Source organism: Pseudomonas sp. NPDC089406, assembly GCF_044900265.1.
Classification (GTDB): domain Bacteria; phylum Pseudomonadota; class Gammaproteobacteria; order Pseudomonadales; family Pseudomonadaceae; genus Aquipseudomonas; species Aquipseudomonas fakonensis.
Genome location: NZ_JBJDNC010000082.1, coordinates 1475 through 3162 on the forward strand (window position 1 = coordinate 1475; position 1688 = coordinate 3162).

Genomic DNA, 1688 nt, shown 5'->3' on the forward strand with positions numbered 1-1688 from the left:
CGAATGTTGATTTCTGGCTTTTGTCAGATCGTTCTTTAAAAATTCGGATATGTGATAGAAATAGACTGATTACCAGTTTCACTGCTGGTGGATCAGGCTAAGGTAAAATTTGTGAGTTCTGCTCGAAAGAGCGACGTACGAATTTTCGGCGAATGTCGTCTTCACAGTATAACCAGATTGCTTGGGGTTATATGGTCAAGTGAAGAAGCGCATACGGTGGATGCCTTGGCAGTCAGAGGCGATGAAAGACGTGGTAGCCTGCGATAAGCTTTGGGGAGTCGGCAAACAGACTGTGATCCAGAGATCTCTGAATGGGGGAACCCACTCAGCATAAGCTGAGTATCTTGTACTGAATACATAGGTGCAAGAGGCGAACCAGGGGAACTGAAACATCTAAGTACCCTGAGGAAAAGAAATCAACCGAGATTCCCTTAGTAGTGGCGAGCGAACGGGGACCAGCCCTTAAGCTGGTTTGAGATTAGTGGAACGCTCTGGAAAGTGCGGCCATAGTGGGTGATAGCCCCGTACACGAAAATCTCTTGCCAGTGAAATCGAGTAGGACGGAGCACGAGAAACTTTGTCTGAACATGGGGGGACCATCCTCCAAGGCTAAATACTACTGACTGACCGATAGTGAACCAGTACCGTGAGGGAAAGGCGAAAAGAACCCCGGAGAGGGGAGTGAAATAGAACCTGAAACCGTATGCGTACAAGCAGTGGGAGCCTACTTTGTTAGGTGACTGCGTACCTTTTGTATAATGGGTCAGCGACTTATATTCAGTGGCGAGCTTAACCGAATAGGGGAGGCGTAGCGAAAGCGAGTCTTAATAGGGCGCTTTAGTCGCTGGGTATAGACCCGAAACCGGGCGATCTATCCATGGGCAGGTTGAAGGTTAGGTAACACTGACTGGAGGACCGAACCGACTACCGTTGAAAAGTTAGCGGATGACCTGTGGATCGGAGTGAAAGGCTAATCAAGCTCGGAGATAGCTGGTTCTCCTCGAAAGCTATTTAGGTAGCGCCTCATGTATCACTGTAGGGGGTAGAGCACTGTTTCGGCTAGGGGGTCATCCCGACTTACCAAACCGATGCAAACTCCGAATACCTACAAGTGCCGAGCATGGGAGACACACGGCGGGTGCTAACGTCCGTCGTGAAAAGGGAAACAACCCAGACCGTCAGCTAAGGTCCCAAAGTCATGGTTAAGTGGGAAACGATGTGGGAAGGCTTAGACAGCTAGGAGGTTGGCTTAGAAGCAGCCACCCTTTAAAGAAAGCGTAATAGCTCACTAGTCGAGTCGGCCTGCGCGGAAGATGTAACGGGGCTCAAACCATGCACCGAAGCTACGGGTATCACCTTTGGTGATGCGGTAGAGGAGCGTTCTGTAAGCCTGTGAAGGTGAGTTGAGAAGCTTGCTGGAGGTATCAGAAGTGCGAATGCTGACATGAGTAACGACAATGCGAGTGAAAAACTCGCACGCCGAAAGACCAAGGTTTCCTGCGCAACGTTAATCGACGCAGGGTTAGTCGGTCCCTAAGGCGAGGCTGAAAAGCGTAGTCGATGGAAAACAGGTTAATATTCCTGTACTTCTAGTTATTGCGATGGAGGGACGGAGAAGGCTAGGCCAGCTTGGCGTTGGTTGTCCAAGTTTAAGGTGGTAGGCTGAGATCTTAGGCAAATCCGGGATC

1 rRNA gene (cut by a window edge) is annotated in these 1688 nt (G+C 49.9%); it reads left to right on the forward strand.

Annotated elements, in window-relative coordinates:
* The first annotated feature begins 193 nt into the window (after positions 1 to 193).
* Positions 194 to 1688: ribosomal RNA gene (locus tag ACI2KK_RS28835) — 23S ribosomal RNA — on the forward strand (it continues 1495 nt past the right edge of the window).